The organism is Eikenella glucosivorans (genome assembly GCF_016025525.2).
Lineage (GTDB): Bacteria > Pseudomonadota > Gammaproteobacteria > Burkholderiales > Neisseriaceae > Eikenella > Eikenella glucosivorans.
Map to the genome: position 1 here is coordinate 254,202 of NZ_JACSGR010000003.1, position 8,737 is coordinate 262,938.

Annotated in this window: 13 protein-coding genes; all 13 read right to left on the reverse strand. The window is 58.5% G+C overall.

Annotation, left to right across the window (positions count from 1 at the left end; genetic code table 11):
* Positions 1–3: 3 nt before the first annotated feature.
* Positions 4–930 carry a tRNA pseudouridine(55) synthase TruB gene (truB, locus tag H9Q10_RS05365; protein WP_197902972.1) on the reverse strand — a complete coding sequence of 309 codons (927 nt, stop codon included), beginning with the start codon at positions 928–930 and terminating at the stop codon, positions 4–6.
* 84 nt (positions 931–1,014) lie between these two features.
* Entirely contained in the window at positions 1,015–1,512 is a 498-nt protein-coding gene (locus H9Q10_RS05370; RefSeq protein WP_197902973.1) for a peroxiredoxin family protein, read from the reverse strand.
* Positions 1,509–1,952, reverse strand: coding sequence for an acyl-CoA thioesterase (locus H9Q10_RS05375; RefSeq protein ID WP_238480143.1), 444 nt, complete (start codon positions 1,950–1,952; stop codon positions 1,509–1,511). Before H9Q10_RS05375 ends, H9Q10_RS05370 begins: the two co-directional genes overlap by 4 nt.
* On the reverse strand, positions 1,933–2,292 hold the full coding sequence (locus H9Q10_RS05380) for a VacJ (protein WP_197902974.1): 360 nt from the start codon (positions 2,290–2,292) through the stop codon (positions 1,933–1,935). Before H9Q10_RS05380 ends, H9Q10_RS05375 begins: the two co-directional genes overlap by 20 nt.
* A gap of 216 nt (positions 2,293–2,508) precedes the next feature.
* Positions 2,509–3,423, reverse strand: coding sequence for an MlaA family lipoprotein (locus H9Q10_RS05385; RefSeq protein WP_197902975.1), 915 nt, complete (start codon positions 3,421–3,423; stop codon positions 2,509–2,511).
* Positions 3,420–3,710 carry an STAS domain-containing protein gene (locus tag H9Q10_RS05390; protein ID WP_197902976.1) on the reverse strand — a complete coding sequence of 97 codons (291 nt, stop codon included), beginning with the start codon at positions 3,708–3,710 and terminating at the stop codon, positions 3,420–3,422. Before H9Q10_RS05390 ends, H9Q10_RS05385 begins: the two co-directional genes overlap by 4 nt.
* A 4-nt stretch (positions 3,711–3,714) precedes the next feature.
* Entirely contained in the window at positions 3,715–4,305 is a 591-nt protein-coding gene (locus tag H9Q10_RS05395) for an MlaC/ttg2D family ABC transporter substrate-binding protein (RefSeq protein ID WP_197902977.1), read from the reverse strand.
* Positions 4,306–4,349: 44 nt separating this feature from the next.
* Positions 4,350–4,832 carry an outer membrane lipid asymmetry maintenance protein MlaD gene (mlaD, locus tag H9Q10_RS05400; protein ID WP_197902978.1) on the reverse strand — a complete coding sequence of 161 codons (483 nt, stop codon included), beginning with the start codon at positions 4,830–4,832 and terminating at the stop codon, positions 4,350–4,352.
* 7 nt (positions 4,833–4,839) lie between these two features.
* Complete coding sequence (gene mlaE / locus H9Q10_RS05405; protein WP_197902979.1) at positions 4,840–5,616, reverse strand: lipid asymmetry maintenance ABC transporter permease subunit MlaE; 777 nt, start codon at positions 5,614–5,616, stop codon at positions 4,840–4,842.
* A gap of 2 nt (positions 5,617–5,618) precedes the next feature.
* Positions 5,619–6,419 carry an ABC transporter ATP-binding protein gene (locus tag H9Q10_RS05410; RefSeq protein WP_197902980.1) on the reverse strand — a complete coding sequence of 267 codons (801 nt, stop codon included), beginning with the start codon at positions 6,417–6,419 and terminating at the stop codon, positions 5,619–5,621.
* 309 nt (positions 6,420–6,728) lie between these two features.
* On the reverse strand, positions 6,729–7,730 hold the full coding sequence (pdxA, locus tag H9Q10_RS05415) for a 4-hydroxythreonine-4-phosphate dehydrogenase PdxA (RefSeq protein ID WP_197902981.1): 1,002 nt from the start codon (positions 7,728–7,730) through the stop codon (positions 6,729–6,731).
* A gap of 155 nt (positions 7,731–7,885) precedes the next feature.
* Positions 7,886–8,158, reverse strand: a complete 273-nt coding sequence (gene rpmA, locus H9Q10_RS05420; protein WP_197902982.1) for a 50S ribosomal protein L27 — start codon at positions 8,156–8,158, stop codon at positions 7,886–7,888.
* 30 nt (positions 8,159–8,188) lie between these two features.
* Entirely contained in the window at positions 8,189–8,497 is a 309-nt protein-coding gene (rplU, locus tag H9Q10_RS05425) for a 50S ribosomal protein L21 (RefSeq protein ID WP_197902983.1), read from the reverse strand.
* Positions 8,498–8,737 lie beyond the last annotated feature (240 nt).

Here is an 8,737-nt window from a genome sequence, read left to right on the forward strand (position 1 = left end):
TTATCATAAACCAGAGGTTTGCCAAGCTTGGGCGGCCTGCGTGCTCATCAGGCGGACGGCTTTCAGGTAGCCTGCTTGGGCGCCGGCGAGGCCGATGAATTCGCCGCTTTCGCTGTAGATGCGCAAGGGGGTGTGTTCGGGCAGGCCGGCGGGGGCGGCGGGGGTTTGGCCGAAGCGCAGGGCTTGGATGGCGGCATGGGGCAGGGTGTGGGCGGGAAGGTGTTGCACCAAGGCATCGCAGGGGAGGAGGAGGGCATCGCGTTCTTCTTCGCTGAGTGCTTGGAGTTCGGTGAGGCTGTGGCTCTGTTCGATACTGAAGCCGGCGGTGGCGGTGCGGCGCAGGGCGGTGAGGTGGGCGAGGGTGCGGGCGCTTTGGGCGATGTCTTCGGCAAGGGTGCGGATGTAGGTGCCTTTGCTGCATTGCACGCTGATTTGGGCTTCGGGGTAGTGGAAGCAGAGGATTTGGATGGCGTGGATGCGGATGCTGCGGGGCTCGCGGGGGATGCTGATGCCTTGGCGGGCGTATTGGTAGAGGGGTTTGCCTTGGTGTTTGAGGGCGGAATACATGGGGGGGAGCTGCTGCTGTTCGCCGAGGTGCTGGCTGCAGGCTGCCTGAAAATCGTTTGGGCTGACGGGGGTATTGCAGCTGGCGGTGGTGCTGCCTTCGGCATCGCCGGTGTCGGTGGCTTGGCCGAGGCGGAGGGTGGCGAGGTAGGCTTTGTCGGCGTCGAGCAGGTATTGGGCGAATTTGGTGGCTTCGCCGAAGCAGATGGGGAGGAGGCCGGTGGCGAGGGGGTCGAGCACGCCGGTGTGGCCGGCTTTTTCGGCACGGTAGAGGCGGCGGGCTTGCTGGAGGGCGTTGTTGCTGGAGATGCCGGCGGCTTTGTCAAGCAGGAGGACACCGTCGATGTGGCGTTTTTGGGGTTTCATGGTGCGGGGGGGTTGATTATTTGGGGATGATATTTCAGGTAGCCTTTTGCGTGGGGCAGAGGCTACCTGAAAAATATCGGCAGGTTATTCGGCCAGCAGGCTGTCGGTGAGGCGGTACACTTCGGCGAAGTCGGGCTCGCCGACGAAGGTTTTTATCACTTGCCCTTTGCTGTTCACCAAAAAGGAGGTGGGGGCGGCGATGACTTGGTAGGCCTGCTGGGTGCGGCCTTGTTCGTCGTAGAGCACGGTGAAGGGCAGGCCGTGTTGCTCGGCGTAGGCTTTGACCACGGGCAGGGGGTCGCTGGGCACGGGGATGGAGACGGCGATGATTTGGAAGTTTTTGCCTTGGTAGTCGTGCGCCATGCGGATGAGCTTGGGCATTTCGGTAACGCAGCCGGGGCAGGAGGGGAACCAGAAGTTGATGAGGGTGACTTTGCCTTGCAGGGCGGATTGGTCTACGGTTTGGCCTTGCAGGCTTTGCAGGGCGAAGGCGGGGGCGGGCTGGTGTTTGGGGGCGAGCAGGATGTAGCCGGCGGCGGCGAGCACCACGGCGAAGAGGAAGGCGCCGAGCCATTTTTTCATGATGCGTTTCCTTCAGCGGGGATTTGGGCGGCGATGGTTTGGCGCAAGTCTTCGGGGAAGCGGGCGGCGCGACCGGATGATTGGTCGATGAGCATGAAGGTGATGTCGGCCTCCACCAATATGCGCGGGCTGCCGGCTTGGCGGATGAGGGCTTCCCGGCGGCCGATGCCGGAAAAGGCGGTTTCGATTTCGAGCTTATCGCCCAGGAGGGCGGCGCGACGGTAGCGGATGTCGATGTGGACGATGGCCATGCCGTAGCGGCCGCTGCGGAAGAAGGGGGCGAGGCCGTTGTGGTCGAAATAGTCCCAGCGGGCTTCTTCGAGGAATTCGAGGTAACGGGCGTTGTTCACATGGCGGTATACGTCGAGGTGATAGCCGCGGACGGTAAGGCAGGTGCGGTGTGGCATGGCGGTTGGGGAGTTAATCCGCGATAGGGGCATAGGGCTCGCGTTCCACTTCGCGGGCGGATAGGTCGCCCACGATGGGGGAGAATTGGATGTGGAACCATTCGGCGAAGATGTCGGGGTGCAGGTCGGGCCACTGGCTTTCGTCTTCGCACCAGTCGGCCAGTTCGGCAGCAAAGATGGCTTCGATTTGCGGCTTGATTTCGGCCCACACTTCTTCGAGGTCGTCGCAGGGGTTGATGAGGTAGGCGTTGGCGTGATCCTGCATTTCCTGCAGGGTGAGGCCGGAGAGGTCAGTATCGGGCAGGCTGTCGAGCCAGTTCCAAAAGGGTTGCAGCGGCACGAGGCGGAACAGGCTGCGGTTGACTTCGTACATGTTTTGCTCCTTTGATGGTGTTGAGATTTTTAGCTTCGCAGAAACTCAGCGTTTTCAGGTAGCCTTTGAATGGGATAGGCTACCTGAAAAATCTCATGAGCCGTTCGCGGTTGCTGCCGGATTTTGTTGCGATGCTGAACAGGTATTTTCAGGTAGTCTTGGTTGGCTTGGGGCTACCTGAAAAAATTTGCCAGACCGCCAAGCGGCAGGATGGGTTTATTGGCTCACGTTTTCCACGTGGATGGTGTTGGGTGCGAGGTTGCGGATGCTGCCCATGTCGTCGGCAGCTGGGGTGGGCTGGGGAGCTGCCGCTTCTGCGGGAGCAGGGCTGGTGGCGGCGGGCGCGGGGATGCCTACGGTTTGGGCGGCATCGCCTGTTTCCGCTGCGGGCGCGGCGGAATTGTTCCCGCCCTCGCCGCCTTCTTCAAAACTGGGCACGTAGTCGTCTTGGCTGCCGGGCAGGGTGGTGCCGGTTTGTTTGGCACGGGCGGCCATGTATACGTCGCGGATGTAGGCGTAGCGGTCGAGCGAGGCTTGATCGACGCTATCGGTGAGGTCGAGCAGCCCGGCGCGGGTGTCGAGCGTTTCCACGGTGGTGGCTGCCCAATAGCCGCTGCCGTTACCGAAGGCCAGCCGGTTGGGCGAGTAGATGCCGGTTACGGTGCGTCCGATGGAATCGCGCACGGTGCTGGGGCCGAGCAGGGGGTAGACGAAATAGTTGCTGTTTTTCCAGCCCCAGCTGGCGAAGGTGTCGCCGAGGGTGTTTTTGTTGTCGGGCATTTGTGCGGCACCGGCAATGTCGATCAGGCCGCCGAAGCCGAAGGTGGTGTTGATGCCGACGCGCACGAGGTCGGTGCCGGCTTTGGCAATATCGAGCCGCAAGAGGTTGCTGCCGATGCTCACAACATCGCGCAGGTTATTGAAAAAATTGCCGATGCCGCTGCGAACGGGCTTGGGCGTAACGGCGCGGTAGCCGCGGGCGGCGGGCACGAGGACGTGGCGGTCGATGCGGTCGTTCACGCCGAACATGAAGCGGTTGTAGCCTTCATAGGGGTCGTAGGCGACGCCTTCGGCCATGGCGTGGCCGGACAGGCTGAGGCTGAGCAGGGTGAGGGTGAGCAGTTTTTTCATGAGGAAATCCAATCGCCTACTTCATACAGTTCGGCCAGCGCGGCCACACCGGCGGGAATGCCGGCAAACGACCAGGCGGCTTCGGGATGGCTGCGTTTGGCGGCGGCCAAAAGCGAGATGCACACGGAATCGGCTTGGGTGATGCCGGAGAAATCCACCGTGGGGCGGGCGCTGTTTTTCAGGTAGCCTAATTGCTGGCAGTAGGCGCGAAACAGCGGAGCCGTTACCGTGGATACGGTCACTTCTCCGCTCACGTAAACCGTGCCGTCGCGGCATTCGCTGTGCATGGTATCAGTTGCCGTTTTTGCTGCGCAGTTCCTGAATCAGGCCGTCGATGCCTTTCTGCGCGATGGTATTGTTGAACTGGCTGCGGTACACGGTTACCAAGCTGGCGCCTTCCACGGCCACGTTGTAGATGCGGTATTTGCCGCCGTTTTGGTACATGGTGTAATCCATGGTGACCGGTTTGCCGCCGCTGGGGGTCACATCGGCGGTAACGATGATGCTGTTGCCGCGCTGTACGGGGTTGTTGCGGATCACCACGTTGGCGTTGCGGTATTGCAGCATGGTGCCGGAATAGGTGCGGATGAGCAGGGTTTTAAACTGCTCGGTGAGCGCGGTTTTCTGCGCAGCGGTGGCGTTGCGCCAGTTGGCACCCACGGCCAGTTCGGTCATGCGGGTGAAGTCGAAGTAGGGAATGGCGTAGTTTTCGGCCTGGCGGCGTACTTGTACGTCGTTATTGCTGCTGGCGCGCTGCAGGATGTTCAGCACTTGGGTGCTGTTTTGTTTGAGCTGGTCCACTGCCTGCTGCGGTGTGGCGAAAGCCAGGCCGATGCTCATGATGCCGATGCTTAAGGCGGCAGTGAGGGCGGATTTTTTCATGGATGCTGTCCTTTCAATGTGAAAAATGAAATATTACGGTGTACTTATTGTACGTCACCTTGTGTGGCACCGTTTTTTTCCACGGTGTTGGTCATAAATTTGCCAATGAGCTGTTCCAGCACCAGGGCGGAGCTGGTGATTTCGATGGCATCGCCATTTTTCAGCTCGGTTTCTTCTGCGCCCTGCTGAAGGCCGATGTATTGCTCGCCCAACAGGCCGGAAGTGAGGATTTCGGCGGAAACGTCGGTGCTGAAGTGGAATTGGTTGTCGATATTCAACACCACGTTTGCGCGATAGGTTTTCGGGTCGAGCTCAATGGAGGACACGCGACCGACCACCACGCCAGAAGCTTTCACCGGCGCTTTCACCTTCAAGCCGCCGATGTCGGTAAAGCTGGCGGAGACTGTGTAATACGACTGTTTGGTAAAAGACTGCCCGCCGGCCACGCGCAGCGACAAAAATACCACGGCGGCAATGCCCAAGGCCACAAAAATGCCAACCCAAAGTTCTAAAGTGCTTCTTTTCATAATCCGTTTATCCGATAAACATGATGGCGGTTAAGACAAAATCCAAGGCCAATACGGTGAGCGCGCTGCTCACCACGGTGCGGGTGCTGGCACGCAGGATACCTTCCGGCGTGCTGCGGCAGTGGAAACCTTGATACACAGCGATCAGCGAAATGGCCACGCCGAACACGGCAGATTTGATTAAGCCGTTCACCACATCGTAGCCGAAATCGATGTTCGACTGCATTTGCGACCAGAAAATGCCGCTGTCCAAACCCAAATGGCGCACCCCGATGAGGTAGGCGCCGTAAATGCCGGCCACATTGCAGATGGAAGCCAAGAGCGGCATCGACAGCACCCCCGCCCAAAAACGCGGCACCACCACGCGGGCAACCGGATCCACCGCCATCACCTTCATTGCCTCCAGCTGTTCGGTGGTTTTCATCAGGCCGATTTCGCTGGTCATTGCGCCGCCCGCGCTGCTGGCAAATAGGATGCCAGCCAACACCGGCCCCAGTTCGCGCAGCAGCGAAGCGGCCACCATGTAGCCCAGAATGTCGGCTGATTTGAACTTGGCCAGCTGCGTGTAACCCTGTAGGCCCAAGACCATGCCAACAAACAGGCCGGATACGGCGATGATGATGATGGACAGTACGCCGGTGAAATACATTTGCCGGATGCCCAGCCGCAGGCGCGGCAGCAAGGTGCCGGAGCGCGCCAATACGGCGAATAGGAATAGGGTGGTTCTGCCCAATTCCTGCAAAAAAGCCAGCGTTTTGCGGCCTATTGTGCGAAAAAATTCCATAGTCAGCGCTTGAGCAATGCTTGTTGTACGTTGTTTTCCGCCGGATAGCGGAAGGCGACCGGGCCGTTGGGCAGGCCGTTGACGAATTGGTTAATCCACGGCGAATCCAAGCTGCGCATCTCTTCCGGGCTACCTGAAAACAGGATTTCACCGTGTGCCAGGAACACCACTTGGTCGGCGATTTCCAAGGATCGGTGGATATCATGTGTGACCATGATGCTGGTGGAGCGCAGGGCGCGGTTGATTTTGCTCACGAGATCGGTAATCACGCCCAGCGAAATCGGGTCGAGGCCGGTGAAGGGCTCATCGTAGAGCATCAGTGCGGGGTCGAGCGCGATGGTGCGCGCCAGGGCGACACGGCGGGACATGCCGCCGGAGAGCTCATCAGGCATTAAGTCTTCCGTGCCGTGCAGGCCGACGGCGTTGAGCTTGAGTAACACCAGATCGCGGATGATTTCCTCGGGTAAATCGGTCTGCTCGCGCAGCGGGAAGGCAACGTTTTCATACACCGACAAATCGGTAAACAGGGCACCGAATTGGAACAGCACGCCCATGTTGCGCCGGTGTTGGAACAGCTCGCCGGCGCTGAATTGCGCGAGGTCGCGGCCGTTGATGAGCACGCATCCTTCGGTGGGACGGATTTGGCCGGTAATCAGCCGCAGCAGGGTGGTTTTGCCGCTGCCCGAGCCGCCCATCATGGCAGCAAACGCGCCTCTGGCTACCTGAAAATTAACGTTTTTCAGGATGGGCCGGTCGCCATAAGCAAAGGCGACGTTTTGCATTTCGATAAAGGGTGTGGCCATGGGCTGCTGCGGGGTTGGGATACATACAGGGGTGTCGATTATAGGGAAAAAGGGCACTGGGTTCAATGATTTTGCGGGGTTGCGGGCCGGGGTGTGGCGGATTTTGGTGTTGCGAAAAAGTTGCCTTGCTGTCTTTGAATAACTGTGATGGGGTTTTGTTTGCGCTTCACTGAAGCTGGTGTTTTTCAGGTAGCCTTTGATTGGCGGGGAAGTATGCTGTTGCCTAATGGGGCTTGAATAGGGCTACCTGAAAAAGTTTCTGCGGTATAGGGGGATAATTTTCAGGTAGCCTTTGGGGATGGCGTGCGGCTATGTGGTAGCGCAGTGGTGTTGCCAGTGTTCGGCCATGCTGAGGGCAGTTTGGATGGCAGTGAGCAGGCTGCCGTGGTCGGCGCGGCCGGTGCCGGCGAGGTCGAGAGCGGTGCCGTGGTCAACGGAGGTGCGGATGAAGGGCAGGCCTAGGGTGATGTTGACGCCTTGGCCGAAGGAGGCATATTTGAGCACGGGCAGACCTTGGTCGTGATACATAGCGAGCACGACGTCGGCGTCTTTGAGCAAGAAGGGTTGGAACAGGGTGTCGGCAGGGTAGGGGCCGCGTACATCGAGACCTTGGGTGCGCAGGGCTTGCAGTTCGGGTTCGATAATTTGGATTTCCTCCCAGCCAAGATGGCCTTGTTCGCCAGCATGGGGGTTGAGCCCGGCTACGAGGATGGTGGGCTGGGGGATGCCGAATTTGGTTTGCAGGTCGGTGTGCAGGATGTGCAACACTTGACGCAGCAGGGGGCGGGTGATGGCTGCGGCAATGTCTTTAAGGGGGAGGTGTGTGGTGGCGAGGGCGACGCGCAGACCGTTGCCGGCAAGCATCATGACGACTTGTTCGGTGTGGCTGATGGCGGCGAGGTATTCGGTGTGGCCGCTGAAGGGGATGCCGGCGTCGTTGATGATGCCTTTGTGCAGCGGGGCGGTGACCATGCCGGCGAATTCACCTTGGCAGATACCGGCGTAGGCGCGGTCGAGCATGGCAAGGACGTAGCGGGCGTTGGCGGAATCGAGTTTGCCGGTTTGGCAGGGAGAAGCCAAAGGAATGTGCAGCACTTCTAATGTGCCGGGGATAGGAGCTTGGTTTATTTGGTAGTCGGCCATGGTGATGCGGTAGCCGAGTTGTTCGGCACGGCTGGCGAGCAGCTGTTTGTCACCGAGGATGACACAACGACAGGGCAGTTTGGTTTGGGCGAGGGTGAGGCAGATGTCGGGGCCGATGCCGGCGGGTTCGCCGGAAGTGATGGCGAGGATGGGTTGCTTGCGATGCATGATGAGGCTACCTGAAAAACGGATGGTGGGGATTATAGCAGTTGGCAGGCGGCCGGGTTTTGATGCGCTACGGGGAAGTATGGCTGGAGACGGGCAATAAAGAAGGATGCTGCCAGAAAGCAGCATCCTTTGGGTGGGCCAATATAGCCGATTGTTTATTCTTCAACGCCGGTATAGGGGCGGACGTTGACGGTTTTGCGATTATGGGCGCCTTTTACGGTGAATTCTACGTAGCCATCCACTTTAGCAAACAGGGTGTGGTCTTTGCCCATGCCTACGTTGTTGCCAGCGTGGAATTTGGTGCCGCGTTGACGCACGATGATGGAACCGGCGGGAATCAGTTCGTTACCGTAGGCTTTCACGCCCAGGCGTTTGGCTTCTGAATCGCGGCCGTTGCGGGTGCTGCCGCCTGCTTTTTTACTTGCCATGTTTGATACTCCTGAAATTGGGTTAAAAACTTAGGCGATGGCCACGATTTCGATTTGGGTGAAATTCTGGCGGTGGCCTTGGCGTTTTTGGTAGTGCTTACGGCGGCGCATTTTGAAAATGCGGATTTTTTCGCCACGGCCGTGGGCAACCACTTTGGCCGTTACTTTTGCGCCCTCGATAAAGGGAGCGCCTACTTTTACAGACTCGCCGTCAGCAATCATCAGAACTTCGGTCAGTTCGATTTGGCTGTCGAGTTCGGCAGGTATCTGTTCTACTTTCAATTTTTCGCCAACGGAAACTTTATACTGTTTGCCGCCGGTTTTTATGACCGCGTACATACTCAACTCCATATATAGTTAATTGGTTCAATTAAATGCGCTCCAAAATAAAACGCGGAGCACAAGAGGGCAGTATTCTAATATAAGAAAAAGGTGATGTCAAAAGGTGATTTTCTCTTGCAGTTCTGATGAATGTGGTGGGAAGGGGAAAATAAATTTAAAAAGTATTTGACAGTTGTAGTTTGGGTAGCGTATAGTTCGCGTCTTCGCTGCTTCCGGGCGCTGAATTGAACCTGAGCT